The sequence below is a fragment of the Rhizobium sp. N731 genome (genome assembly GCF_001664145.1).
Classification (GTDB): domain Bacteria; phylum Pseudomonadota; class Alphaproteobacteria; order Rhizobiales; family Rhizobiaceae; genus Rhizobium; species Rhizobium esperanzae.
This window is the reverse complement of sequence record NZ_CP013601.1, coordinates 1,127,892-1,152,951: the sequence shown is the minus strand read 5'-3', so window position 1 is coordinate 1,152,951 and position 25,060 is coordinate 1,127,892. Positions and strand designations below refer to the sequence as shown.

Sequence of the window (25,060 nt, the reverse complement as noted above, 5' to 3'; positions counted from 1 at the left end):
GCGCTCAGTGGCGGAGCAGCCAGTCACGATCAGCAGCAGTGACAGCGCAAGCGCGGTTCGTTTGCGAAAGCTCGAATTCATAGGATCGGATCTCGTTTTCCAATGTGTCTCTGGCGGCCTGCTCGGCGGCCTTGGCGGCCTCCAGGCGCCTGCGGTGCTCCTCACCGGCGCCTGCGGCCGCATTCCGCTGGCGCTCCATCTCGGCCGCCCTGGCTTCGGCCGCGGTCTTTTCGGACATGAGGACGTAACCGGCGCGCGCCTGACGCGCCGCCGAGGGATAGCCGATCGACACGGCATAGAGGTGATAGAGTACGAGGCCTGCGGCCATGCCGGCGCCCATCTTCAGCGCGTCGAGAAGGCCGAACATCAGATGCCCTCCAGGCAGAAGGCGCGCTCCTTCTGCCGGCGGCGCGTCAGGCCGGGAAAGGTGATGCCGGCGGCGCGGTTCCATTTGAGGAGAGCCTCGCAGCCCTCGGCCGTCCTGCCCTGGTTGATCAGCTTGACCGCGCTCGAGCCGCAGGCCGCCCTGACGCCGACGTTGTAGGCAAAGGAGGTCAGCGCCACGAAGCGGGCATCCGGAAGCGGGGCCGTGACACACTGCTTTATGCCATTGGCATACTGCTGCAGCTCGAGCGAAAGCAGCAGCTTGCATTCTCCCACCGTCTTGTAGTCGCCCGGCTTCACACCATTGGTGCTGCCATAGCAGATCGTCCACGGCTGACCTTGAGTGGCCGGGTCAGGATAGGCATGCTGTCGGAGCCCTTCGAAGCTTCCGACCAATACAACGGCCATCGCGGCTGCGGCGCTACCTTTCTGCAGGCGGTTTGCCATTCAGTTCTCCTGAGATTTTCTGCTGGACGAAGATGCGGGCGACGATCGCCGCCGCGGCGAAGAGCCCCGATGCCGTAGACATGGCGAGCTGGATGTAGAGGTTGCGCGACACCCAGGTCGCGGCCACGAAATTGATGACGGGCTCGAGGACGATGAAGAGCAGAGCGAGCGCCATGAGGCGGACGCTCCAGGCGTGCTTGATCACTGCGCGCCAGTTATGGACGAGCATGGGGTGGGCTCCGGTTGTTGTGGATTTAGCGGGACGCGCCGTTTCAAAAGGCGGTGCGAGTCGGATTTTCAGTGATGCATGAGCCCTGTCCGACGAAGACGGACACTAAATGCCGTTGGCTACGACTCTCAAAGGAATGGCTGTCGCCATTCACCAGATCGGGCTGAAGAAGGAGCAAAACCTAAAAACTACGTGGCACGATCGCGTCGATGATAGCCGCGTACAATCTGGATCTGATTCAAGTGCGGTATTTGACAACTTTCGCCGGGGAACCCACCGCGATCGCGTAGTCGGGAATATCGGCCGTAACAACGGCATTTGCGCCGATCACGGCTCCCGTCCCTATCGTGACGTTCATCAATATCTTGGCACCCGCGCCAATCCAGACATCATCACCAATTTCTACAAAGCCGATTTCGGCCTTCTGAAGTCTGATTGGTACGTCTCGCCTCATACCGTGGCCGTGATCGATGATCTGGACATCAGAGCCGATCAGGACATCATTGCCGATTGATATTCGGTTCTTTGCCGTGATGATGTTTCGCCGGCCGATTACGGTGTTGTTGCCGATGAAGACTTTGGGCTCTGGCATTGTAAGTTGAAAGAACGACTGGTCCTGGATGGTGACGTGATCCCCGACCTCAAGGACGGCATGACCCACCAGGCGAAACTCAGCGCTGCGCTTCACCACGAGATTTTCGCCGGCCGCGGTGAAGTAGCGGAAGCGCTTATAAGCAGTGACGAGCCGCTGGATTACGCCGCCTCGATTACGATACGATGCCTTATCGACCTGTGCCATTTCTACTCCTGGCGTGATGTCAGCATGTCAAACACAGGTGTGGAGCTTATTCAAGAGCTCCTTCCGCAAGGGAAATGGAAGCCATCAGTCCAGATCCAGATGCTGCCGGTGGAACCGCCCACTGCCATCCGAATTTGCCGACTTGTATTTGTCCATATCTCCTGCGATCCCACTGCGAAACCGCTCGCTACCTGGATAGAGCCGACGTTGGCGCCGTCATTGCCGGCGCCGGCAATAAGCGCACCTTGTGCAGGGTCGGATAACAGAGCCGCATTGGTCGTTGCCGACGATGTGAACTCGAAACGCAGCTTCGCTTTGACTTTCACCCCATTTGGCGCTGTTAGCGCCAGAAGGGTCGAGGTCGTAGAGATAGCGGCACTGACAGCATCCTTGACCGGCGTCACGAAGGTATACTCGTCCCTCGGATACAGAACAAACGGCCGAATGTTCGAACTTCCATCCGTCAGCACCACGCCGACGCATTTCACGATCGTGTAGCCGGTGAGCAGTGTCGTGGTGATGCCGCCGATGGTTGGCGAGGTCGAGAAAACCACGTCGAAAGACAGATCGGCGTCCTTGCGCAAGGCATAGGCGAAGTATGTCGCATTTGCTGCGACGGCGCCGGTGTCAAGGCCGCCCGCGCCGGTTCCGGCCGCAAATGTTCCCGTCACCCTTTTGGTGAACGATGCTGCGCTGGAAACGAAACTCGACCCCGACCTGGCCGAGCCGGAGGTAAAGTCGATATGGGTGTTCGGGCTGGCGCCGTTGTTGGAAAGGATGAGGCCGACGACGAAATCGCCCACGGCCGAACTGTCGGCTTTACTCTCGATTCTGGCCGCGAGCTTGTTGGTGAAGAAGGCGGCACCGGAACATATGATGTTGACGCTATAGCCGTTCTTGAGGACAAGTGTCGCCGCCCCATCGATCGTCTCCGAGCCGGTGGGATCAATCGTCACGTCGCCACCATCGGCAATGACGCAATAATGCCAGTTTGCGCCAAGCGTTGCGGCAGCGCTCAAGGTGAGCGTCGCTGCCTGGGTGAAGCGATGGACCGCATTGTCGTCTGACGCAAGCGCCGTGTAATCGCCTGACTTCGCAGAGTAAACCAAGGCCTTTTCGAAGCTGACGTCGGCGCCGTTCTGCGTGAACCCTAGGAGACCACCGCCCTTCAGATAAAGGCCTGTCTGAGGGTTGGTGGCGAAACCGATGCCGGGCGCCGAAACCGTGCCGCTTGCCGCTTTGAGTGGCGCGGTCATCGGCGCCGAGCCGTCGCGCGGCAGCGAGTTGGTGATTTCGTTGCCGAGGTCGGTGGTCAACGCGTTCCATGGCGCGGGATCGATGACCTGGCCGACGGAGGGTGTCGTGCCGGCGGGTTTCGAATAGACGCCGGTTGATGGGTTTCTGGGCATTCATCGTCTCCAAAGAAAAAGGCCCCGCGGATGCGAGGCATTCTTGTTGAGCAAGCTTTTCTGAACGACATCGGGCTATCGTCTCTTGAACAAGGGGCGGCGGCGATAGACATCCGCGCTGGCACCGATCACGCCTCTCCGATTCCTGGTCGCACCTGGGTCTGTTTTTCAGGCGCGATCGGCGCCGAGCCGTCGCGTGGCAGGGAGTCGTCAGCGCGTTCCAGGGCGCGGGGTCGATGACCTGGCGGACAGCAGGCGTCGTTTCGGCGCGTTTCGAATAGACGCCGGTTGATCCTGTTCCGTCCCTGATAATCTCCAAACAAAAAGGACCCCGGGAATTGACTGTCGGGCGGCGCACTTGGTTTGATAGTGACGCTCGCAACATTGCTGCCGATGGCCATCCCAATGCAGATCGCCTGCGGGTGACTGCCATTATGAACTCCACAGGCTCCCAAGCGCTCAGGAAAGATTTTTGATGAGGAAATACATATCGATGACACTGGGGACGATGGTGGCGATTGGCGGTCATCAGTCGGCGGTTACATGTTCCTGTATGCCAGCCAACCGGTCAAAATGATTATTTGGGCCATGCCGATAAGCGTGATGGCATTGGGGGGTGCCATTTTGTGGGAAGATATGCGGGGATAGCCCCATCACCACCCACCCCCGCCATTTTGCTGCTGCGGCTGCTGAGAAAGCAATAAAGCTCTTACGAGTGCCTCCGCCTTCGGTTGGCGGACGACTTCCTTCGGCGCCGCATTCAGCGTGGCCTCGTAAAGCGGCGAACGCTGCCGAACCATTCGATCAGCGGCAGACAACGCCCGCCATGTCAGGATATTCGACAGTTCCTTACTGCCCTGGCCCAGGACCGTCGGGACCAAAGCACCCACAGCCGCGCCGCTGGCGGTGGCTCCGGCGCCGCCAGTCTTGCTCGCCACCGCTGCCGCGGCGCCGCCGGCCGCCGCGCCCAGCATCCTGGCCATACCGCTTCCGCCCTCCAGAAATTTTCCTATCCGACGCGTGACGTTCTGGGCCGCGCTTCCCTCGGCAATGGTTTTGAGCGCTGCCAATTCTTCGGGAGAAAAACCGAACATCTCCTGGTCCTGAAGAAGCGTCGAGGCCACACGTTGACGAATCGCATCGGCACCATTCTCGGCCGAATTATGCGGTACAGCGCGGAAATCTGGGGATCTGTCAGTCCCGTTCAGGATATCGGAACGCTTTGCGGCTGCGGAATTGCCGCTTGCGGCCTTAAGGGCGTCGGCCGCGTCAGTGGCCTTTCCGGCAACGACCGTCGCCGGATCGGCAGCCTCAATGAACTCGTCCAATTCTCGAATAACTCGCGACGCTGCAGCTTGATCGTTCGGATCTTTGACGCTTTGGACTATTTTTTCGAACGTCTTGCGGGCTGCGTCCAATCCCTCGATGCTCGCGAAGCTGTCTTCCGGAGGAGTGGAGAGCTTGGCGAGAATTTTATGAGTCTTCCCGGCGATGTCTGCGTCGAAACCCTCTTTTTCGAGCTTCGTTTTGGCTGCCTCTGCCATTGTTTTTACGGCATCGGCTGAGTAATCAACACGACTGTTACGCATCATCTCGAAGTTGCGATTTGCTTCGGCATGGAGAGCGTCGCCGGATGGCGGCTCCAGCTTATCTGGTTTTCGCAAGTTCTTGCTCACGCCTGGGACGATCGCCTCTCCTGAGCGAAGCCCCGGCGTTACCGGTGTGAAGATCGACGCAAATTCCAACGAGCGGCCAATGCCCTCCATGGTCGGCCTGCCATCTGGGCCAAACATCTGTACCTTGCCGCTGTAGACGTCACCCGGAAGCATGAAGGCGCGTTTTGCCATCCCCAGAATGCCGGCGTCGCTATCGAAATATCTGTTCCCGTCGCGGTCCCGGCTGATCGGCCAAAGTTGGCCGATATGACTCTTATCTACAGGTGGAGGGGCGCTATCTGTGGGCTGAGGGAGGCTCCGCAATAGCTTATCAACCAGAAGACTCTGGTCGTCCGGAGAGAGGCTCAAAAAGCTGTCGTCGACGGTCAAATTCTGGCCATTAACCTGGATTGTCGCCATTACTGTTCAATGCTCCACAAGGTGCCGTTCGGTGTTTTGCGCATGCGCGAAGGCGTGGTCCCGGCAATGGCGACAGGGGTAGCCCGTTGTCTCGGAACGACCGAGGCAGCGACCGGTGGAGTTACCGCTTTCGCTTGTCCTGACGCTACGGGAGTGGCATCGGCCGGGTTGAGCTTGTCATCGCGATCGAATGCTTCGTCGGAGGAGATGATCGGTGGGGGAGCTTCAGCCGCACCCGCACGCTGCTCCTTATCCTCCTGCCTGAGCGCCAGCCCGCCCATCAGGGCCTGGACGAGACGCGCCGCCCCTTGCCACGGCGATTGCACCGGGCTCGTCTCCATGCCCTGCTGCAGCATGGCATAGGCCAGCCGCTTGCGCTCGCCGCTGATCTCATTTTGTGTCTTGCCGGTATCGCCGCCGAAGAGGAAACCCCTCATGCCACTGCCCTTTCGTAGTTGACGCGGTCGAAGCCGTCGGCATGTTCGAACACCGCGTCCGGGTGAACCTTGCGCACATCGTCGGACATCAGGCCGATCTGCATCGGGCCCCCCTCCTTGTAGCGGAAGGCGTAGACCGGCAGGCCGTTTTCCAGCGTGCCGGCGCGTTTGATGTCTTGCTTCAGCCGCCGGTCGGATTTCGCCCAGCCGCCAAGGAGTGTTCCGCCGAGGCCGAAGAGGCCGCCTATTGCGGCGTTCGATTGGGCGACCTGCCGGTCGTAGAGACCCATCTTCTGGTTGAAGTTTTCATTGATCAGACCAGCCTGGTCGACGGTCGGCAGCTGCGTCGTCGGCGTGTTGACGTAGCTCGGCTGATGCACCTGCGAGCCCGACATCAGCGCCGAAATCTCGTTCAGCGGCTGGTTGCGCTCGGTCAGGATCGCGTTCTGCGCATTCGAATACATGTCGCCGAGATATTGGTCGGAGGCGGCCTGCTTGCGGGTGGAAAAATCGCGCATGGCGTTGTCGTAGGCCGCCGAGCCCATCGAGATGCCCTTGTCGGCCAGGCTCTGCTCGATGCTCGCCTGGTCGCGATCCCACTGATTGTTGAAGCCGGACTGCCAGTGATTGTTGACATATTTGTCGACATTGCCGGCGCTGAGATCGACATTGGTGCCGAGGATGCCGGAGATCTTGCCGGTCTGGTCGTTGGCGAGCCTGGCAAGGCCGAGCTGCGTCTGCTGCGTCTGGTCGTAGATCGCCTGGTTCTCGGGCGAATAGGTCTGATAGGCGGAATAGGTCGGCAGCTTATAGGTCTTGCCGTTCTGGTCGGTCATCGTCTGATAGCCGCTGACCTTGTATTCCAGCGAGCCGTCGGGCGTATACTGGTTGGTGTGGCTGAGCCCCGCATTGGCGATGGCGGTGTCGACGTTGGTGGCGGTCTGCGCCGCCGCGGTCTGGGTCGGATCAGGCGCCTTGGGAGCCTTTGGCGTGGAGACCATAGGGAAAATCCTCCTTCATGATGGCGTAAAGCAGGGCGTCGCAATCGCCGAAATAGCCGCGCTGGCGGCCCTCCGGCTCAGCACCGACTCTGGCGAGCAGTCTCTGGGCGCTGATGTTGTCGGCGCGGGTGCGGCAGGTGACGCGGCGGCAGCCGAGCTGGTTGAAGACATAGTCGGAGACGGCGCGCATCAGCGTCAGCGACAGCCGGTCGGCGGCAAGCGAGATCTCGATATCGTGCTCGGTCCAAACGTTGAAGACGAAGCCGGCGAGAATCCGACCGCGGTCGACCTGGGCAAGCGTGGTGTAGGGCGGGTGAAAGGTGACGCCGATCCTGGCGCCCACCCAGGCGGCGATTTCGGCGCCGGGTTCTGAGACGATCAAATCGGCGCGCCCCTCTCGTAAAGCAGCGAGCCGCCGACGACAGCGGCTTCCGAGACCGAGCCCGACGAGCCCGAGATCAGCGCCCGGATGGTCGGCGCCAAAGCCGAACCCGCGCCGCCGGCGGAGGCGAATTTGCGCACCAGCGAAATGCCGGGGAATTTCGAAACACCCCAGACCGCCGTTCCCCATTTCGCCGCCGCATTGTTCTCGACCGACGACAGAAGCGCTGTCGGCACCTTCGTCTGGTAGTCGACCGAGATGCCGCCATACATCAGCGTCGACACGCCGATCTCGGCCGTCACTCCGATCAGCTTGGAAAGCTTGGTCGAGAGGCCGTCGCCGAAACGGCTCCAGGCGCCGACCATCAGCGCGTCGATCGCCGCGCCATTGTCGTTTGCCCCGACTTCCGCCTCGTACAGCGTGCCGTCGGCCGCGCCGAAGAACAGCCGGTCCTGCCAGGTCGCCCAGCAGGAGGCCGGCATGCCGGCGAAGCGGCACCAGGCGCCGGTCTCGGTGTTCATCACATATTGATAGGGGCCGAAGGAGGCCGGCAGGTTGACGATCGCCATCTGCCGCGCCGGGAAGCTCGAAAGCTGCCATTCCTCAGAGGTGGTTCCGGTCGCCGCCACGGTCGCGCGCCATGTCGGGCCGATCCTGGCCGTAATGGCGCCGAGGCTGGTGGCGCCGCGATCGAGCTGCACCGCCTTGGTGATCGGCACGATGCCGTCGGTGGTCATGATCGCCAGATCGGCGCCGACCGAGAGCAGGCAGCGGTCGCTGCCGAGCGGCCGGCCGAGCTTGAAGGTGCCGATCAGGCCCCAATTCGCCGCGCTCGATGGATCGGATCCTTGGAAGACGATCACCTCGCCCTCCGAGGAGATCAGCACCAGGCACTGCTGCAGGCCTGTCGACACCGGGATGGTCCAGACGTTGATCGCCACCAGCGTGCCGCCATATTTCATGTTGCCGCCGACCGGCAGCACCGTCGCCGCGCCGCTGACGGCGTCGGTGGCGAGGTACCAGACATTGGTCGAGTCCCGCTCGATGAACCACAGGCGTGAGCGATAGGCGGTGACGGCGCTGAGCAGCGAGGCGTCCGGTATGCCTGTGATCATCGTCGAGGCGACATAGGGCGTGGCGGTCGCGCCCTTTTCCAGCTGGGCGTTGCTGACCGTTCCCGTCACGGTGACGACGAGCGTGCCGGCCGCCGGTGTGAAGGTGAGCGACACCCGGTTGCCGGCGCCAGTGCCGTTCAGCGTGCCGGCGAAGGCGCCGGAGAGCGTCACCGAGCCGGTGCCGAAAAAGCTCAGCGTATAGGCCGTGTTGCGCACGGCGACGTTCTGACTGGCGAGGGACGCGGTGCCGACCAGGAAATTATTCGTCCAGGAGCTGCCGTTGAAGATCAGCGGCGTGTCGAGGCCGTTGACAAGGCGCAGGAATTCCTGGCCGGCCGGATTGGTATATTGCTGCACCGACCAATGGGCGCTCGCCAGGCCCGAGACGACGGGCGCGCCGGCCGCACCGCCCACCGTCACGTCGAAGATCTTGTCGCCGGCGGCGGCAAACAGCCGGTTGCTCACGCCGGAATAGGGAATGACCGTCTGCACATCGGCGCCGAGACCGGTGGAAAAGGCGAGGAAACCGTAGCGGGCGCGCACCCTGTTTGCCTCGGGAAAGAAATTGTCGAGCTGGAAGGCGGCATCCTCGGGCATATCGGCCATCTCGACATCGGTTCGCCAGCCGCCGATCGGCGCGATCCAGTCTATGCCGGGCGAAACGCGGCGGGTGCGGCCGTTCGGGGGGACAGGTCTGCGGGTCATGGCGTCACCGTGATCGTGCCGGGCCAATAATTTTCAGGGCTTTGTCCCCTCGCCGGCAGCGCAAGGTCGACAGCGCCTGCGGCACGGTCGGCGCCGATCGCGGCTTCCTTGGATCGTTCGAAACTGGCGAGCTCCTCGCCGTAATCGAGGCCCTTGGCCCGCTTCCAGCGCCAGATCAGCGAGAGTTCGAGAAGCTCTTCGGGAAAGAGTGCCGTGTCGGTGTCGTTGGCCCAGTTGGCGGCAGTCGCAGCGCCGCCGTTCACCGCCACCCAGAAGCCGGAGACATAGGCATATTTGATCGTCTCGCCCGCAACGTTCGGGTAGATGTCGAGCCTGCCCGCCGCCATGCGCCAGATCTGCGGCACCGGGTTGGCGGCGAGGATCGTCTGGCGCTGCCAGGTCTGCGGCTCCACCGGGCCGTTGAGCGACCAGAGGCGGGAGACGTTCCAGATCCGCGCATTGGCGGCGAAACGGTCCCAGTCACCGGGCGGCTCGGCCGGCTCGGGGGCAGCACCCGTCGCTGCGAATTGCCGCCGCACCATCAGCGCCGACCAGTCATGGGCCCGCATCAGGTCACGGCCGGCGCGGGTGGAGAGGATGCGCAGCTGCATGATCTGCGGATCCGCCGAGGACATGACGGCCGTCGGCGGATCGAGGTCGATCTCCGCGCAGACATTCTGAATGATGGTCAGGAGCGACATGCGGATCTCCGGTTCAGAGCGGTTGGCGTGGGGGCGGCGGGATAAGGTGTGCCGTGGCCCCCTCATCCGCCCTACGGGCACCGACCGGGGTTGAGCCACGGGTCTCAACCCGTCCTTCGGACCCCCGCTGGGGAGAAGAGGGAATCGAGACCTCGCGGCATAACCCCTTCGCCCCAGCGGGGAGAAGGTGCCGGCAGGCGGATGAGGGGGCGGCTTGCGTCAGCGCTTCTTCAGGCTACTTGCCGACCGCGGGACTTGCTGCCGCTTTCGCTTTCGAGCGCCTCGAAGCGAACGGCCATCTCCTTCATCTGCGCCTGCAGGCGGCTCACCTCGTCCTTCAGCCGCTCGTTTTCGGCGGCAAAGGCGGAGGCGGCACTGGAGTTTTCGGCGGTGGCCAGATAGGCGCGGGCGGCGGCGGTCAGCTCGTTGGCGCCCATGCCGATCTTCTGCTTGGCGGTGTCGGAAAGCGCTGCCAGCTGCTCGACGGTATAGATATTGACCGCCTCCAGCTCCTTGATCTGGCTGGGCTTCAGATAGGGCCATTGCGAAAGCGGCGTGCCGGTCAGCTGCTCGCGGGCGGCTGCACCCTCCTTGAAGCGCTTATAGGCGTCGGCAAAACGCTGTTTGTCGTTGTCCGTCACCTCGCGGTAGACTTCGGTGTGCTTGTCGCCTGCGATGAAGATGCGGACGAATTCCTTGTCGGCAAAGATCGGCCGGCCTTCCTTCTCGGTCAGGAAGGTCTGCTCGACCGGTTCGAGGCTGAAGGAGGCGTAGATTCCGGTGTTGTCGGGCATATGCTGGTCTCGCTGTTGATGGCGGGGAGATGGGAAATGGGCGGGGGAAACATCCCCTCCTCGTCATCCCAGGCCTTGTGCCGAGGATCTGCTACGCATCGACCGGCAGCAGATGCTCGGGACAAGCCCGAGCATGACGGAAGAGAGGTTTGCAAGCGCTGAAAGTAGCCATGGCGGGCGCCGAAGCGCCCGTCGATTGCTTTAGGTTCAGTTCACCTTCGACAGGAACGGCCGCATCAGCGTCGCCTCGAGCACGCCGGTCGCCGTGATGGTGATGCCCGTGCCGTTGGCCGTCGCATTGGCCGAGAGCGTGATGGCCTGGACGACGCCGTTCGGGCTGTAGGTGATGCCCGAAATCGTCGTGCCGCCTGCAATCCCGGTGCCGGCGACGGCCGCGCCGATGAACGGGCCGGAACCGGCGCTGAGGCCGGCAAGGCCGGTCAAAACGCTGGAGCCGTTGACGGTGTTGGCCGTGAACGTCTGGTTGGCGGCGGCGAAGTTGACGTTGGCGATCGCCTTGGTGCCGACGGTGGCGGAGGCCGGGGCGCTCGCCTGGCCTGCGGTGGTGGTGGTTTCGGCAACGACGAGGGCCGCCGTTGCGCTCGCCACCTGGGCCGGCGCCTGGCCGTTGCGCTGCAGCCAGAGGTAATAGGTGCCGGCGGCAAGGGTGATGGCGCCAACCGGACCGCCGGTCAGCGTCGGCGGCTGGGCGGCACCGGAAAAGACGCCGCAGCGCTGGCCGACGACGGCACCGGCCGTGGTCAGCAGCGAAGCGACATAATCCTTGGTCCACTGGAACCACTGACCCGGCTGAAGGGTCGTCTGCGCGGCCAGCACCAGCTGGCAGTAGAGCCATTCGGATTCACGGTCGCCGCCGGCGACCGCGCCGAGGGCGAAGTTCGGCCCCGGAATCCCGGAGCCGGAAACGATCGGGCCTTCGACGACGAACGGGTTCGCGCCAAGACGATCGGTCTGGGAAATTGCGATGGTCATGGATGTTGATCCTTTCGTTCGATCAGGCGAACAGCACGCCCTGCAGGAAGGCGTTGTTCATGGTGAGGTTGCCGGCAAAGCCCATCAGCTGCACGAAGGCATCCTGGTTGGTGTTCATGCGTTCGTCACCGATCGGCGCCATGTCGCGGTCGCGGTGCGGGCGATAGAACAGGTACTTGGTGTTGAGGAAGAACATCTGGTTGGCGGGCGCGCCGCCGCCGAAGCCGCCGTCGTAGATCACGTCGGCGCCCATGTACTGCAGCGACTGGAAGCCGGCCATGCCCTTGTCGGCGGAGGTGATGCGCTGGATTGCCTGCAGCGATTCCCAGTAGAGGCGGAAGAAGTTGTTGTCGGCGACGACGAGATCGGGGGCGTCGGAGCCGCGCACGCAGGACATGTAGAGCCGGTTCATGTAGCTCTGGATGTTGGCGTTGGTGGCCGCCGCGCCGCCATCGGCCGAGGCCGAGAATTTCTGGTTGCGCCAGAAACCCCAGGTGGCGCGCGAGATGCCGCCGACGGTGCCCGAGGTCGGCGAGGTCGAGATCAGCAGCTGCAGGCCGCCGATCTGCCGGCCGCCATCGGCCGTGCCGTCGGAATAGCAATCGAGCGCGATGTTGTTCTTCAGCGTCGTTTCGGCGTTCTCGATGCGCTGCTCGAGCAGGTCGAGGATCGCATCCTCGCCGGAATTCTGCAGCTGTTCGAGGCCGGACATGGAGACGGCGACCGCGGCCTGCTTCAGGTCGTATTCGGCGGCGGTGATGACGTCGGAGGGCTGGACGTTCAGGATGTCGTAACCGGAATAGCGCTTGAAGGTGCTGTTTTCCTGGTACTGCAGTTCCTGGACGATGGTGCGGCCGCCGGAGACGGGTTTCTTGCGGCCGCGGCTGTTCAGACGGGTGAGAAGACCGTTGTTCTTCGTCACGTCGTCGGCAACCGTGCCGCTGCGGTTGCGCAGCGTCGTGGTGACGATTTCAGAGAGGTTGGGCGAAATGGGCATCGATCATTCCTTTGATCAGAATTGGCCTGTGATCAGACTTGGCCGCGCGAAAAACGCATGGCGTCGCGCAGCGAGTCGCGGATGGAGGTGGGCTGGCCTCTTGCCGCATCGCGGGTCGGGCCCGGGGCGGAAGAGCCAGAGATGGATCGCGAGGCGCGGCGGGCTTGATCTGCCGCTGCGACCCTCTGGGCATGCTGTTCTCGGACGAAGGCCGGCGCAGTCTGGCTGATCAACTGCTGGCGAATGTCCGGTCGCATCCAGCATGCGGCGTCGTAGGCGTCCTGAAGCGTCGATGCCCGCCCCGCATTGATGAGGGCAACCATGTCGTCGAGAACATCTTCGGCATGCGCATTGGCCGGATCGGAAAGAAAGGCATCGACCTGAGTTTCGGTGTCTCTCTTGCGCAAAACATGTTCGACCGTGGCCTCGACATTGATCGGCCGAGGTTGCGGCGCTGCCTGCTCGTGTCGCTGAAGGGCCTCCCCTGCCCGGCCGTTGACCAGGGCGTGAAGATTAACCCCGGCCACCTTGGCGACATGAAGCACGGTGTTGACGGGATCGCGGATCAGCGCGTTTTCCCATTCGATCGCCCGGCGCATGACATCGGCATGGGTCATGCCGGCCTGGCGGACGATCGGGGTGAATTCTTCGAGCCCCTTGTAATCCTGCAGGACGCGGAAGCCGCGATCGACCTCCTGCTCCCGCTTGGCAATCGCCGCCTGCACTTCGCTCGGCAGGCTTGAAAACTGCGCCTTGGCCTCCGCCGACCAGCCGGGCGGAACCCGGTTGGCCATGGCGGCCGGCTGTTCGTCGCCCTGCACCCGGCTCTGTGCCTGTGGCGTCTGCTGCCGGTCGACGCCGGCCTGCTCCTGCCCCTTGGCGAGGAAACGGCCGTTTTCGCCGTCGCGCGGCTGGGCCGCAAGATCGCCCGGTCCATTGCCGTCGACGGTGTCGATCGCCGCCTGCAGGCTGTCGCGGATGCTGACCGGCTTATCGCCGGACGAGTCAAAATCGTCGCCGCCGTTACCGGCCTCGTTGAAGTCTTCCATATCCATGGGGAAAGTTCCTATTTCGGGGATTGATGCCCGCTTCATCCTTTGTGCATGTCGTTATCCCGGAACCGCTGCACACTTCCGGGCGACATGCGTCAGGCGTTGTATTCGGCGTGGACCCGCCGCAGTTCGTTGCGGATCGCCTTCCGGTCCGCTTTGGGTTTTTCGATCGCCTGCGGCGTCTCATTGCCGATCTCGACCACGCCGGCTTCCCGATAGGCGGAACGAAGCTTGGCCTTCGAGGTGTAATGCCGGCCGTCATGCATCGACTGGATCTCGATGCTGTCGCTGACGAAATGCGGCGCCGGCAGATCCGACCGCGCCAGGGTCTGCGCCGGCAGGCAATTGTGCGGCCATCTGTCGAGTGCGTGCCAGCCGCCGCAAACGCGGCAATAGCGTTCTCTCATGCTGTTGCTCCCGGCAAACCTATTGGTAGAGGGATTGGGCGGCGCGCATCTGGTCGATCGCCTGCGCCGCCATTTCACCGCGCGCCTGTTCGGCTGCGGCGCGGTGCTCGATCTCGGCCTGCGCGACGCCGAGCTCGGCCTTGCGCTGTTCGGCGCTGGCCTTCACCTCGGCCGTCTTCAGCTTGAGCATCTCGCCGGGCGCAGGCTGCGGCTCCGGTTTTGGCGCACTCGCCGCCTGGGAAAGCTGGCCTCCGACCTGCTCCAGCATGCTCTCGAGCTGACGGCCGGCCCGGAAGCCGCGGGCGGCAAAGAGCAGCGTTTCGACCATAACAGGCACCAGCATCGGCGACTGCTGTGCCATCGCGCCGGCCTGCTGCATGAAGCCGCCGACCATCTGCACGAATTCCATGCGGCGTTGCTTTTCGGCGTCCTCGTCGGGCTCGATCGTCGAATCCGTCTCGATCTCGATCTGGAAACCGCGAATGCTGTCATTGCGTAGGAGCTGCACCACCTCGTCGATCGTCGGCTGCCCCATCATCTGCTGCAGCTGCGGCGGCATTTCGGGCGGCGCCATTCCTGGGGACGACTGGGCCGGCTGGCCCATCTGCTCGGCTCGCATTGCCTGCTGCTGCGCCGCCATCTGCACCTGCTGCATCTGCATCTGCACCTGCTGCTTCTGAGCCATCGTCGGCAGCCTGATGCCGCTCACCAGCATCAGCGTTTCCGGCTGGAACTGATCGCAGATGATTTCACCGGCAAGGCGGATGATGTCGCGGGCAAAACGGGCGAGCTCGGCCTGGCGGTCGCGGATGCGGATCGAGCCCCACTGGGTCTTGATGCGCTGCGCCGTCGCCGTCTCGGAGGCTTGCGTGTCGCCGCGCACGATGTCGGAGATGCCGGTGATCTGGTAGACGTCCTCGATCAGCTGCTTGCGCGCCGCCATGCAGGCGACGATCACCTTCTGCACCTCGTCGATCGGCAGCGTCACCACCGCCTTCGAGCCGCCCTTGTCGGTGAAGGCGGCCCATTCCGGGATCGGCACCATCACCATGTCGTTTTCCGGCCGCATCGCCTTCTCAATCGCCGGCGAAATGGCGCCGTCCCCGGAGGGATAGAAGACCTTGAGGCGCAGCTGGTCGGTCAGCTTGTTGATGCGCCTGGTCAGCAGGTCGATCTCATCGCATTGCTGCTGATAATAGACATAGTCGGGAACCGGGATCAGCGAGCTCGTCGACATGGTGCCATAGGCCGGGCGCGGGCATGGCCAGAAATGCGTCAGCGCCAGCGGCGGCTCGGAAACTTCGAGCGCCACAGGCGAGCCGTCGGCGATCCAGACGGTATAGTTCTCGCTCTTGCACCAGATCTCCCAGACATGGGTCTTGCCCTCATTCTCGGCGCGTTCGGCCTGGCTTTCGCCCTTGCGCGCACCGGCAGCATCGGCCGCGCCCGAGGCCATCGCCGCACGGCCGAAGCGCTTTTCCATCTCTTCGCCGGTCATCGGCACGCGCCGCGCCACCCAGGTCACATCCTTCCAGCGGCGGGCCGGCGAATGCAGGAAATCCGACCAGTGGACATAATCGATGCAGACGCGCTCGTCGGCGATCGTTTCGAGGGCTGCACCCATCTCGCCGGGCAAGCCATCGGCCGGCGGGTTCGAGGGTTCGACGCCCATGTCGAGCGGCTCGAAATCGGCCTCGTAGCGCAGCCACACCGTGCCGCGGGCGCAGAGCAGGAAATCGTCGCGCACCGCCCGCATGATGGAGTCGAGATCGGCCTCGTCGCCTGTGTAAGCAAGATTGCGTTCGACGATTTCCGAGGCGATGCGCGCCACCGGCTCGGCATCCTTGAAGCGGCGCTCGACGACCGGCTGCGGCACCCGGGCATAGACGGCCGGCTGCAGCACCGCCGTATTGGCCCAGAGCATCGGAAAGCGGCGCTTGGCCGCGCTGGTCTGGTCCGACTGCTGGTCGAGATAGATCTTCTCGATCTTGCCGCAGCGGTCGTGCCAGGACTTGAAATAGCGCTGGGCGCGTTCGAGCTCCTGCTGCCAATGGGCGCCGACCAAGTGCAGCCCGCCTTCCAAAGCCATCGTCTCGTCTTCCATCAAACACGCTCGCTATGTCTCGGGGTGGACTCGGCAAATTCGTTGAAGGTCATCGTCTGGAATGTCGGCAGTGGCTTACGCTCGGGCTTCAGCGGTACGGGCGCCAGGCCGGTGAAGATAATTGCCAGACCGCCGAAAGCGTCGGCGCCGTGCGAGGCCCAGTTGTGCAACGGGGCGTCGCGGAAGACGCTCAGATCCTCGTCCCAGTCCTTGCGGTAGTTGCGCAGGCATTTGATACCGTCGGCGCAGCCGGCCTGGTCGAACTCGACCTTTGCCAGGATGCGCCGCGTACCGTTGATGCGATCTTGGACATAGGCGCGCTCGACCTTGCGCACCGTGCCGAGGCCACGCGCCTTGACCTCCCTCAGCATCACTTCGATGCGGGTCATGCCGCCGCGCGTCCATTCCCTGACCTTGATGTCATGCGGCATGTTGTGGACGCCGTAGACATAACCATGTTCACCGCCGCGCCGCTCCAGCTCGTCGAGCATGCCGTCCATGCCGGTGCCGGTGTGCTCGAAATAGCCGATCATCCTGACCCGGCCGGGCAGCACCTGGAACAGCCAGACGCTGTTGGTGTCATCCATGCCGATGTCGGAGATGGTGTGGACGGGATAACCTTCCACATGCGGGAAGACGCCGATGCGCTCCTCGGCGTCGGCGATCGCCATCTGGTCGGCGTAATAAGCGCCCTCGACGCTCGCCTCAAAAGCTTCGGCAGGTGTCGAGGGATATTCGCGCTTCATGTCGCCGAGCTGGGTCTCGGCCTTCTTGACGTACCAGGCCTTCTGCCCCGCCGTCAGCATGATCCCCTGCTCGGCAAGTTGGCGGAAATATTTGACGAAGGCGTCGCCGATGATGACGCCCTCGGGCGCGATCGAATATTGCGGCTCCTTCCACCAGGGAAAGAAGTGGAACTTGAAGTCGAGTTCGCTCAGAACAAGCGCCTGGCGCTGCTTGACCTGGGCATCCTCGCAGAGCGCGTAGAAATGCCCCTCCTGGCCTTCCGCCGTGCTTTCGACGAAGACCATCTGGCCGGCCTGCACCGTGTTCAAGGCGCCGGTCCTGACTTCTCGCGCCTTCTCGGGATATTTGGCGCAGAGCTTTCCATATTCGGAAATATGCAGATATTGCAGCGTTCCCGAGCGCAGCGAGGTGCCGACGCGGATGCTCGAATTGTTGGCGAGCAGCAATTCGCTCTGGTTGGTCCTGATGACGGGCACGGCGTTGCGGATGCCTTCGGGCAGATTGTCATAGGGATATTTGATCTTGTCCCGGAAGATCGTCTGCACGTCGCCGAGTGTATGGGCGATGGTACCGGCCCTGATATCGCGGTTGAAGACGCAGGCATCGAGCATGAAGATCTGGATGAAGGTGGTCAGCCCCAGCTGGCGGGCCTTCAAGAGCACGTTGAGATAATGCATCTCCTCGAACAGGCTCGTCTGCATCACGTTCATCTCGAACCTGACGCGCCTGCCCGCCTTGTCGGTGATCCAGTAGAGATTGTTCAGCCGCCAGCGCCAGTCGGAAAACTGGTCAACCGCCGCTTGGAAGTCCGCGCGTCCTGCCATTGACCGCCTCCAGCAATTGCGAGACTTCGCCGGTCACGCTCTGTTCGGGCTCGACCTTGGCGCCATATTTCTTCGGCCTGAGCTTTTCGGCGACCCATTGGCGGGTGGCGATGCGCAGCTGCGAACGCCTGATCGCCTCGCCATTTTCCTGCCAGCCGGTGGTCTCGCTGGCCGCATTCTTCTTTTCGATCCAGTCGTCGCTGCTGTTGTCGGCGATCTCGACCATCTCGTCGACGAAGCTGTCGGCCATGATCTCGCGGGCCAGCGCATATCGCGCCCGGAACGACGCCTTCTCCTCGTCCGCCAGCCAGGACAGCACCGTCGATTTCGCCGGCATGTCCTCATCCCGACAGATCGAGCGCAGGCTCTCCCTGTCGGCGATGCGCGCGCAGATTTTTTCCGCCAGCGCCTGGCTGAACTTGGTCGGCCTGCCCATCGGTCGGGGTCTAACGTTCAGAACAAGGCAATAATGTTGGAGGCCGTTGTCCCGGTCAGCGCCACAATCGCCGCATGAACGGGAAGGATCGTCCCGGCCGGCACGCTCTTGAAGATGACAGGATCCACGTCCCGCCGCGGCGCAATCGCCACATCGCCGGCCGTGCCGATATAGAGCGCACGGGCCCCGACAATGGCGCTATCGTTCGGCGTCACCGCGGCGGCCCGCGAGGCCGGAGCAATCGAGGGGTCCATGCAGTTCTCCTTGTGAGGGGTCTTCGATCGGAACGCGGCAGCACGCCGCCTCGGCATTTTGCCGGGCCTGCCCGCCGACCTCCGCCCCGCCAGGCCTGACCCGAGGGGAATGGAGTTTGTATCAAGCCGGCGCAATCAAGCGGGTTTGGCAAACCGCTACCCCACCCTCCGTCATCCCAGACCTTGACCCTGGGATCCATGCCGGATCCCCATCGAACTGGGTGGATCCCAGGGTCAAGCCCTGGGATGACGGAGCAAGAGGTAGGCTCTGTGGCAAACCTGCTCGGCAAAGCCGGCTGGAAAGCCTTCGGAATGACGCAGGCGGTCGAAGAGCGGTATCGACGTAATCGTCAACATCACCTCTTGATTCAATATTCGCAGCTTGGATTTGCGGTAGTGATAAATGATCTGCCGGGGGGTGATCAAGGGCCAGATCGTCGGTCCCGCGCCCAGTGTGAAATCAAGCCTTCTCGAACCAAATGGACGCCAGAATTCCACGCCCGCTCCGGCAGGTTTGGCAAAACCGCACACCCCACCCTCCGTCATCCCAGGCCTTGAGCCTGGGATCCATGCCCGGTCCTGATGGAGGCCAACGTGGATCCTCGGGTCAAGCCCGAGGAAACGGAGCAAGAGGTGAGCTCCGTCGCAAAACCGCGGCGACGGCGCGATGACGCTGGGCCCCTCACGGGCCCTGGCGGGTGGCAATTTGATCGAAGGGCGAGACCGGCTTGACCGCCGACATCACCTCTTGATTCAATATTCGCAGCTTGGATTTACGGTAGTGATAAATGATCTGCCGGGGGGTGATCAAGGGCCAGATCGTCGGTCCCGCTCCCATGCGAAATCGAGCCCTGCGCGACCAGGTGGACGCCAGAATCCACGCGCTGCTCCGGCAGGTTTGGCAAAACGCTACCCCCACACTCCGTCATCCCAGGCCTTGAGCCTGGGATCCATGCCCGCCCAGCAAAGCCAGCGTGGATCCTCGGACGGCAAGCAATACCATCCATGGGGATCGAGGATTATAGTGGCAGCAGACTGTCGATCACACGGGTGGAGGAGCCTGTGAAAACCGCAAGACTTTTGGTGTGCCTTGTCGCCTTGGCCGTCGCCGTGCCTGAGGCCGCGGCCACTGCCGAGGAACTGGTGCGGTTCGAAAGCGTGCCGGTAAAACTCAGCCCGTTTCGCATCCGCAAAGCCCGGGAATTGGGGGAAACTCTGCCTCAGCCGCAAGGCACGCCATTGCTCGGATATTTGTCCCGCCCCGAAGGCGACGGCCCCTTCCCGGCAATCGTCGTCATGCATGGATGCGATCACCTGCGTTCGAGCGTCAGGGAGCTTTGGCCGAAACGGCTGGTCAGATGGGGCTATGTCGTGCTCGTTGTCGACAGCTTCACCACCCGCAACCTTGCCGACCCGTGTCGAAGCCTTCTTCCTGTCCGCGCCTTCGATGCCTATGGCGCTTTGGATTTCCTGTCGAAATCAGGCTTTGTCGACCCGCAGCGCGTCGCCTTGATGGGCTTCGCCGCCGGCGGTACCGCGACTTTGGATGCGACGAAAATCGAAGGATACGAGCAGCTGATGGAGCGCAAGTTCAGGGCGGCAATTGCCTATTATCCCGCCTGTGACGCAGATCGGGGCGATCCGACTGTGCCGACCTTGATCATGACCGGCGAACGAGACAATTGGAGCCGGGCTGAACGGTGCCAGAAGCGGCTTGCCCGCCTCAGCGACAATGCCCCGCCCGTCGAGCTCAACGTCTACAAGGGCGTCTATCACAATTTCGATGCGCCGGAATTCATGGTGGGAAGGAGGGTGCTGGGTCATATCGAAAAATACGACCCCGACGCTGCGGCGAAGTCCATGCGCAGCGTTTACGCCTTTCTTCGAAAGTATCTGGCGAACTAAAGCTTCGGTGATCTCCCGGCAAACACTGACGGTGCGTTTGCACCAGGACTAAACGCTGCTCGGCCCCCCTGAGGGCGTCGCCTGGCTGGACGATGAAAACGCCTCTTCGGCGCTCGGCACTTTCCCCTCCGGCGTCAGATCGTCGACGGCCTTGGGAAGATCGCGGCTCAGCCGGCCGAGGATCTCCTGATGCGAGAGGCCGGTATTCCTGGCGATCTCGTCCAGGACATCCGGGCCGAGGGCTGTGGCAAGTTCGCCGTCATTGATGCCGGCATTCTGCCCGCGGCGCACCCAGGACTCCATCTTGTCGCCCTGGCCGTTCTGCTGAAAGGTTTTCAGGAGGTCGCCGATACCGCCGCTGACGATGCTGCCGGAGCTTAAGCCGCCGAGAAGGCCACCGAGACCGCCGGAGCCGGCCAGTCCGCCGAGAATGCCGCCGAGCCCGCCTGACGGCTGGCCTCCGGCGCCTGCCTGCTGCGGGTTCTGGAGGCCCCGCAGGAGCTCCCGGATCTTGTCCCTGTTCTGGTAACCGGCAACGGCAAGAACGGCGAGAAGCGCCTTCATTTGACCGCTCATCATGATGAAATCCTCCTGTGGTGCTCCGGGGGTTCACGCCGGCCGGAGTGCTGATTGGGCGCAATGTTCACACGTGGAAAGCTTCCCCGCCGGCGGGCAGAACGGCCCGTGCCGGTGGCACTGTTCGACTGTCTCAAGGCACGGTCAGATTTCCGGGCAACCGCGCCGGTTGGCGAAAACCATCCGATCCGGCCCGCGGCGCGTCATCCCCTCGACGACGATGCTGCGCGGCGACATGCGGACGATACGGGCCCGGCGCAGGCCTTCGCTGCGGGCGATGTCTAGCGCATCGTCGGGATCGCAGCGGCGCGGCCCCCGGCGGTCGTAGCGGTCGTAATCGCGATCGCGGTCGTAGACGCCGACGCCTCCGGGGCCGATGCGCAGCTCCATATCCTGCGCGGCCGCAATCGTTGGTGCGATCGTCAGGCCGCTCATGGAGGCCAGGCCGATCAACACGAACTGAAGAGACTTATGCATGGATTCCTCCCATGGCCTTGTTGCTTATCGCCATACCAACATCGCCATCGGGATTTTGTTCCGTGAGGCCGGAGGAGCCGGCGCAGGGGAGAAAGCTGGAGCCTGCCACCGCAACGCGGAGCGGCTCAACGTGCTCAGGCGTGATGCTCCAGCCAGGCGACAGCGAAGCTGCAGATCGAAGCCGCATCGACCAGCACCGATGGCGCGTCTCCAATCAGGCCCTGTGCGCCCTGCCCGCCGGCGAGAAAGGCACTGACGATCCGGGCGAAGCAATCGCTTTCGAGCCCGGGCACGACCGGGTCGCCGGTGTCGAATTCCTCGAGCATGCGCCACACCACGCCGGCCGGCGTGGCAAAGGGCACTTCATAGCGGCGCAGGCGCTTGTTCGGGATTTCAGCCAAGTGCTCGGCATGGTGGAGAAGGGTCATCGTGTCGAGCGGGGCTCCGGCCATGAGGACCTTGCCGCCGGCTGCCACGAGTTTGGCGAGCGGAGAGCCCTCGCCATAGCCGTAATCGAGCGGGTGGTCGGCGGTGAGCCAGTCGGCTCTGGCGCCGATCGCCGCGACCGAGGCGCCCGGATTGCCGCTGCGCCGCGCCCCTGCCGTCGTTCGAAGGAATTCCGGGAATATGCCATTGTCGCGGATCGCCCGGGAGGTCATGGGGTCGAAAGGCGCGATATGGTCGCGCCATTCGAAAGGAACACGGCGGTTCTCGTCGAGCAGTTCGTCATAGGCGCCGTTCCAGTCCGTATAGGCGACGATGGTGCCTGAAGGGCCGACGACGTCGCGCAGCGCATCGATGAACATGTCGGGACCGTTGAGCAACCGCCCCAGCCTGCTCATGGCGGCATGCACCATAACCATGTCGCCGAGGCGAAGTCCGAGCTTCTCCAGATCCTTGGCGAGCGAGAGACGGGTGTGAAAGTGCGGAGCGGTCATCGGCCAACGATCGTCAGGACGTGACCTGGAGTCAACGCTCCCCGTCCGGACTTTCAGGACACCATGCAGAACAACAAGGACATGAACCTGATGGTCATCGATGACGCTGATCGTCCCGGGTCTGGGCACCTGATGGGCTGATTTTTCAACATGGGCAGCAAACCCCGCAGGCCAAGTTCCACCGCTGATGGCATCGACGGACCTTCTCGAGGGCACGGGGAACTTTCGGCCGGCATCCGATGCGCGTGCCGCAGACCATTTCACTCACACGATGGCCCGGGTTCCATACGGCCACTTACATCTTGTCCTAGTGTCCTCGCGCCACTATGTCCGCGGAGCGTGTGTCACGCCGATTTCACGCGATTTCGACGGCGGCTCTGGTTAGATTCTGCTGAGATTTCGCCAGCAAGATTTTGGCTGAATCGGAACGCGTTTCGGACAGCACCGCCGGCCGGCGCAATGGTGAGGGCCGATCAAGCGTTGCCCCTCCAGGGTGGGCGGCGGTCGGCCTGTTTTGATCTTGATCATGCTGCATAAGGAGGCAGCTGAAGATGCTATTCCCGGTGCATTCAAAGACGATCGCCGAACTTGATTACGACAGCCAAACCTGCCTCTTGCGGGTGCTCTACAAAGACGGACGAGTAAGCTCTGTTCCCGATGTCGCTCCCACGCACGTGATGAAAATTGTCGCGCGGCTTCCCGTCGAAAAATCGTCATACCTCATGAAGACGGCCATCTGAGACGGAAAAGCGGATCAGTCGGACAGCGCCTCTTCCCGCGTGGAACCTTTCCTGGAGCCGGCCGGTATGGGGCCTCTACTGCCGATCGGTTCCGCCGAGGCCATCCTTGCGATCTATGAAAGCCTCGGCTTCATCCACCACACGTTCCTTAATGGCATCATGAGTATCGGAGGCAACGTCCACGGCCTTGTGATACACTTCCGACGCGACCTCTTTACCCTGCGCGACGAGGTCCTGGGTCTCATGGCTGAGGTTATCTCTAGCGCTATCTGCGGCTTCGCCGACCAACTCATCCTCGGTGTCGGTATGGGGCAGCGCCGCGCCGATCGCTGCACCGACCGCGAAAGCCAGAGCACCGCCGACTAGCGGCTGGTCGCGGAAATGGGTGAGGATCGCCTCGTTGAGTTTGCTCGTTTGCTCCTGAAGACTGGTCGCCGCCGAAGAGGATCGGCTCGACAGCGAGCTCGCCGCGCCTGAGGCACGGGCGCTGAGGTCGCTCGCGGCGCTTTTCGCCTGCTCCCATTTCTCCGCCGCCCAGCCGGTTGCCGCGTCGAGCATTGCACCAGTCTCGTCGGTGATCTGGCTGATCTGTTTTCCGCTGGCGTCGGCGAAGCCACGATAGGTCTTGCCCGCCTCGTCCATGAAATGGCCGGCACGACCTCCTGTTTCGTCTGTCAATGCCTTCAACCTCTTGCCGGATTCGTCGGCAAAATGGCTGTAACGCGCTCCGTTTTCCATTGCCGGCGGACCAATCCTGCGGACTTGGCCGGTCGCCGGATAAAGCGGATATTCAGGATCCTCCCTCCAGGTCGCCGAGTCACCTGACGACGAACTGCCTTTTGCCATGAGCCAGGCGAGGCTCACGCCCATCAGCGCGACCGGCAGAGGGTTCGCCTTGAGCGCGTGGCCAAGATTGCTGACATACTCTGCGCCGCCGCTTCCCTTGGCGTATGCGATGACCTCATCGATGAGTTGGCCCGGCGACATTCGTTCTTGGATCGCGTCAATCCGGTCTCCTATCCGGCGGCGGTCCTGGTCGATCTCCCGCTGAAGCTCGGCCGATGTTTTCTCCATTGAGTTTTCCATCAGATTTTGTCCTTCACAACATCAACGTCGCGGCGAAGCGAGGTTGCGGTTCGATCCAGTGTCAAGTTGTTGCCGCGAAGTGCGGCGAGGCCCCGGGAGACCAATGCCCACGCGATGCCCGCGATGATGATGCCGACGATCAGCGAGGCGAGCGCACTGGCAGTGGTTTCGGTAAATCCCTGTGTCACGAGGAAGGCCGCGAGACCGCCGACAAGGGCACTCAGCAGCACGCCGACCGCCCCGATTGCCAGGACCAAGCCGAACAGGAGAATCTCCACGCCGCTGAGCGCCCGCGAAAGTTTTTCCGAAGCCTCCGTCTTGGCAAGATCGATTTCCTTGCGAAGCAGGCCGGTGACATCACCAACGAGGCCACTGACGAGCTCGGAGAGGGGTGTGTTCTCTGAAGATTTAGCCATTGTTTTCGCCTCCGGTCGTTGCGATGCCGGGGCGGAGGCCAATCGACGGCTCACGCGGCGCGGCAGCTGTTTGCCTTTTCGCGGAGGCTGTCAGGAAGCGGCTTGCCGCCAGGCCGGCAAGTGCGGCTAACCCGAGAAAGGCGAGCGGTTGCTTGCGCCCGAAATCCTCTGCCATGGTGGCGATTTCGCCGATGTCCTTGCCTTCCATCCGCCGAGCGACAGTGCGCACGCTCCGCCCGATTTGCCTGGCGTATCGTCCGACCTCTGCCTGACCGGAGCTTTCCATTTCGGCGCCCGCTTTCTCAAGTGCCGTTGCAACGCCGCCGACCTGGCGTGCAGCGAAGCTGGTGCGTTCGGAAATGACTTCCTTGGCCTTCTCGACGGCAGTGTCGGCGCCTTCCTTGATTGTTTCCTTGGCGGCGGAAACATCTTCGCTCACCTTCGCTTCCAGATCGGAAATGGACGTGCGCGTCCCCGGCGAAGAACCGAAACCTGGGGATGAGGACGGTGTCTGCGCCGATGCGCTTCCTCCTGCCGGATCTGTGAAATCGTTTTGCATGTCTAACCTCCCATATCGTGGCGGCGACTGCCGCGGCCCCGAACCACAGGTTCCCCGCTTTGTTCCCCGAA

Annotated in this window: 29 protein-coding genes; 2 read left to right on the top strand and 27 right to left on the bottom strand. The window is 62.9% G+C overall.

The window, feature by feature from the left end; genetic code table 11:
* Positions 1-4: 4 nt before the first annotated feature.
* From AMK02_RS05715 to AMK02_RS05615, 21 genes are all read right to left on the bottom strand, one after another.
* Positions 5-367, bottom strand: coding sequence for a hypothetical protein (locus AMK02_RS05715; protein WP_064801074.1), 363 nt, complete (start codon positions 365-367; stop codon positions 5-7).
* Positions 367-831, bottom strand: a complete 465-nt coding sequence (locus AMK02_RS05710; protein ID WP_064801072.1) for a lysozyme — start codon at positions 829-831, stop codon at positions 367-369. Before AMK02_RS05710 ends, AMK02_RS05715 begins: the two co-directional genes overlap by 1 nt.
* Positions 806-1,060: a DUF7940 domain-containing protein gene (locus tag AMK02_RS05705; RefSeq protein ID WP_064801070.1), complete on the bottom strand. Its 255-nt coding sequence runs from the start codon at positions 1,058-1,060 to the stop codon at positions 806-808. The genes AMK02_RS05710 and AMK02_RS05705 overlap by 26 nt, the downstream gene beginning before the upstream one ends.
* Before the next feature lie 238 nt (positions 1,061-1,298).
* A complete protein-coding gene (locus tag AMK02_RS05700) occupies positions 1,299-1,859 on the bottom strand; it encodes an acyltransferase (protein WP_064801068.1) in 561 nt (186 codons plus the stop codon).
* A 50-nt stretch (positions 1,860-1,909) separates the two neighbouring features.
* The gene (locus tag AMK02_RS05695; RefSeq protein WP_064801066.1) at positions 1,910-3,268 is read right to left on the bottom strand and encodes a hypothetical protein; all 1,359 of its coding nucleotides are present in this window, start codon (positions 3,266-3,268) and stop codon (positions 1,910-1,912) included.
* Between the two features lie 653 nt (positions 3,269-3,921).
* Positions 3,922-5,343 (bottom strand): hypothetical protein, encoded by a 1,422-nt coding sequence (locus AMK02_RS05690; protein WP_064801065.1) that lies wholly within the window; start codon positions 5,341-5,343, stop codon positions 3,922-3,924.
* The gene (locus AMK02_RS32035; protein WP_237358333.1) at positions 5,343-5,780 is read right to left on the bottom strand and encodes a hypothetical protein; all 438 of its coding nucleotides are present in this window, start codon (positions 5,778-5,780) and stop codon (positions 5,343-5,345) included. The genes AMK02_RS05690 and AMK02_RS32035 overlap by 1 nt, the downstream gene beginning before the upstream one ends.
* Entirely contained in the window at positions 5,777-6,781 is a 1,005-nt protein-coding gene (locus AMK02_RS05680) for a tail fiber domain-containing protein (protein WP_064801063.1), read from the bottom strand. Before AMK02_RS05680 ends, AMK02_RS32035 begins: the two co-directional genes overlap by 4 nt.
* Complete coding sequence (locus AMK02_RS05675; protein ID WP_064801061.1) at positions 6,747-7,163, bottom strand: GNAT family N-acetyltransferase; 417 nt, start codon at positions 7,161-7,163, stop codon at positions 6,747-6,749. Before AMK02_RS05675 ends, AMK02_RS05680 begins: the two co-directional genes overlap by 35 nt.
* Positions 7,160-8,983: a hypothetical protein gene (locus tag AMK02_RS05670; protein WP_064801059.1), complete on the bottom strand. Its 1,824-nt coding sequence runs from the start codon at positions 8,981-8,983 to the stop codon at positions 7,160-7,162. Before AMK02_RS05670 ends, AMK02_RS05675 begins: the two co-directional genes overlap by 4 nt.
* Positions 8,980-9,684: a hypothetical protein gene (locus tag AMK02_RS05665; protein ID WP_064801057.1), complete on the bottom strand. Its 705-nt coding sequence runs from the start codon at positions 9,682-9,684 to the stop codon at positions 8,980-8,982. Before AMK02_RS05665 ends, AMK02_RS05670 begins: the two co-directional genes overlap by 4 nt.
* 230 nt (positions 9,685-9,914) lie before the next feature.
* A complete protein-coding gene (locus AMK02_RS05660) occupies positions 9,915-10,478 on the bottom strand; it encodes a hypothetical protein (RefSeq protein ID WP_064801055.1) in 564 nt (187 codons plus the stop codon).
* A gap of 207 nt (positions 10,479-10,685) precedes the next feature.
* Positions 10,686-11,471, bottom strand: coding sequence for a hypothetical protein (locus AMK02_RS05655; RefSeq protein ID WP_064801054.1), 786 nt, complete (start codon positions 11,469-11,471; stop codon positions 10,686-10,688).
* Between the two features lie 22 nt (positions 11,472-11,493).
* Entirely contained in the window at positions 11,494-12,468 is a 975-nt protein-coding gene (locus AMK02_RS05650; RefSeq protein WP_064801052.1) for a phage major capsid protein, read from the bottom strand.
* 32 nt (positions 12,469-12,500) lie between these two features.
* Positions 12,501-13,523, bottom strand: coding sequence for a hypothetical protein (locus tag AMK02_RS05645; RefSeq protein ID WP_064801050.1), 1,023 nt, complete (start codon positions 13,521-13,523; stop codon positions 12,501-12,503).
* Positions 13,524-13,615: 92 nt separating this feature from the next.
* On the bottom strand, positions 13,616-13,927 hold the full coding sequence (locus AMK02_RS05640) for a hypothetical protein (protein WP_064801048.1): 312 nt from the start codon (positions 13,925-13,927) through the stop codon (positions 13,616-13,618).
* Between the two features lie 19 nt (positions 13,928-13,946).
* A complete protein-coding gene (locus AMK02_RS05635; protein ID WP_064801046.1) occupies positions 13,947-16,031 on the bottom strand; it encodes a hypothetical protein in 2,085 nt (694 codons plus the stop codon).
* Complete coding sequence (locus AMK02_RS05630) at positions 16,031-17,602, bottom strand: hypothetical protein (RefSeq protein WP_064801044.1); 1,572 nt, start codon at positions 17,600-17,602, stop codon at positions 16,031-16,033. The genes AMK02_RS05635 and AMK02_RS05630 overlap by 1 nt, the downstream gene beginning before the upstream one ends.
* The gene (locus AMK02_RS05625) at positions 17,568-18,038 is read right to left on the bottom strand and encodes a hypothetical protein (RefSeq protein ID WP_064801042.1); all 471 of its coding nucleotides are present in this window, start codon (positions 18,036-18,038) and stop codon (positions 17,568-17,570) included. Before AMK02_RS05625 ends, AMK02_RS05630 begins: the two co-directional genes overlap by 35 nt.
* Positions 18,039-18,055: 17 nt before the next feature.
* Entirely contained in the window at positions 18,056-18,292 is a 237-nt protein-coding gene (locus AMK02_RS05620; protein ID WP_064801040.1) for a spike base protein, RCAP_Rcc01079 family, read from the bottom strand.
* Between the two features lie 234 nt (positions 18,293-18,526).
* Entirely contained in the window at positions 18,527-18,823 is a 297-nt protein-coding gene (locus tag AMK02_RS05615) for a hypothetical protein (RefSeq protein WP_145924216.1), read from the bottom strand.
* 474 nt (positions 18,824-19,297) lie between these two features.
* Here AMK02_RS05615 and AMK02_RS05610 point away from each other — a divergent pair, with 474 nt between their 5' ends.
* A complete protein-coding gene (locus tag AMK02_RS05610) occupies positions 19,298-20,197 on the top strand; it encodes a dienelactone hydrolase family protein (protein WP_189636999.1) in 900 nt (299 codons plus the stop codon).
* Between the two features lie 48 nt (positions 20,198-20,245).
* Here the strand turns inward: AMK02_RS05610 and AMK02_RS05605 are convergent, their stop codons facing one another.
* The 3 genes from AMK02_RS05605 to aac(3) all read right to left on the bottom strand — a co-directional run bounded on the left by AMK02_RS05605 (position 20,246) and on the right by aac(3) (position 22,188).
* Complete coding sequence (locus tag AMK02_RS05605; RefSeq protein ID WP_064801036.1) at positions 20,246-20,776, bottom strand: YidB family protein; 531 nt, start codon at positions 20,774-20,776, stop codon at positions 20,246-20,248.
* Between the two features lie 141 nt (positions 20,777-20,917).
* On the bottom strand, positions 20,918-21,250 hold the full coding sequence (locus AMK02_RS05600) for a hypothetical protein (RefSeq protein WP_011424430.1): 333 nt from the start codon (positions 21,248-21,250) through the stop codon (positions 20,918-20,920).
* Between the two features lie 134 nt (positions 21,251-21,384).
* Positions 21,385-22,188 carry an aminoglycoside 3-N-acetyltransferase gene (gene aac(3) / locus AMK02_RS05595; protein ID WP_064801034.1) on the bottom strand — a complete coding sequence of 268 codons (804 nt, stop codon included), beginning with the start codon at positions 22,186-22,188 and terminating at the stop codon, positions 21,385-21,387.
* 551 nt (positions 22,189-22,739) lie between these two features.
* Here aac(3) and AMK02_RS05590 point away from each other — a divergent pair.
* Complete coding sequence (locus tag AMK02_RS05590; protein WP_064801032.1) at positions 22,740-22,928, top strand: hypothetical protein; 189 nt, start codon at positions 22,740-22,742, stop codon at positions 22,926-22,928.
* A 75-nt stretch (positions 22,929-23,003) separates the two neighbouring features.
* Here AMK02_RS05590 and AMK02_RS05585 read toward each other — a convergent pair whose 3' ends face one another.
* Genes AMK02_RS05585 through AMK02_RS05575 form a run of 3 tightly spaced genes read right to left on the bottom strand, consistent with a single transcriptional unit; the run spans position 23,004 to position 24,989 of the window.
* Positions 23,004-24,014, bottom strand: coding sequence for a DUF3618 domain-containing protein (locus tag AMK02_RS05585; RefSeq protein ID WP_064801030.1), 1,011 nt, complete (start codon positions 24,012-24,014; stop codon positions 23,004-23,006).
* Positions 24,014-24,430, bottom strand: a complete 417-nt coding sequence (locus tag AMK02_RS05580) for a phage holin family protein (RefSeq protein ID WP_064801028.1) — start codon at positions 24,428-24,430, stop codon at positions 24,014-24,016. The genes AMK02_RS05585 and AMK02_RS05580 overlap by 1 nt, the downstream gene beginning before the upstream one ends.
* A complete protein-coding gene (locus tag AMK02_RS05575; RefSeq protein ID WP_064801026.1) occupies positions 24,423-24,989 on the bottom strand; it encodes a hypothetical protein in 567 nt (188 codons plus the stop codon). The genes AMK02_RS05580 and AMK02_RS05575 overlap by 8 nt, the downstream gene beginning before the upstream one ends.
* Between the last annotated feature and the right edge of the window lie 71 nt (positions 24,990-25,060).